Annotated in this window: 1 protein-coding gene; it reads right to left on the reverse strand. The window is 57.4% G+C overall.

Annotated elements, in window-relative coordinates; all coding sequences use genetic code 11:
• Positions 1 to 11: 11 nt before the first annotated feature.
• Positions 12 to 547 (reverse strand): IS4 family transposase (locus tag L972_RS02520; RefSeq protein ID WP_047435116.1); only part of this gene is annotated, 536 nt, incomplete at its 5' end.

Below are 547 nucleotides of genomic sequence, written 5' to 3' on the forward strand. Positions count from 1 at the left end.
ATGCCAGTCAGTTAAGCCTGACTGGCATTGTTTTTATTGGCTTTTTTCACCGCATACTTTTGTGGTCTTGCCTTCACACTGCGGGGATAACTCCGCCTCCTTCGCTCCGGTAATACAAACTGCCCCGCCTGCTTATCCAGCTCTGCCACCCGCTTCGGGATACTCCCCGGTGACAGGTACGGCATGTAGCTCAGTTCATGGATGAGGTACACCGATGCCATGTGAAAACTACACTGACTCGCCGTGTATCCATTCAGGCTCGCCGCCATCTTTACCATCTGGCTGCGCAGCAGGTTGTAAGCCAGCAACACGCCCCACAGCTCTTGCCGTATCCCCGCCGCCTTCTTGCTGCGCAGGGTCAGCCGGTGTTGTTGCAGGCTGTGCTTCATCTCCCGATAGCCCAACTCGATTTCCCAGCGCTGGCTGTAGAGCTCGACGATGTCAGCGCCCGGGAAACGCATCGGGTCGACCATTGAGGTCAGCACTTGGCGCGCCTTGCCGTTGATGTTGCGGGTCAGCAATCGAGCTTCCACCGTGTCCGGCAGGT

Origin of the sequence: Aeromonas sp. ZOR0001 (assembly GCF_000801015.1) — a bacterium.
Taxonomy (GTDB): domain Bacteria; phylum Pseudomonadota; class Gammaproteobacteria; order Enterobacterales; family Aeromonadaceae; genus Aeromonas; species Aeromonas veronii.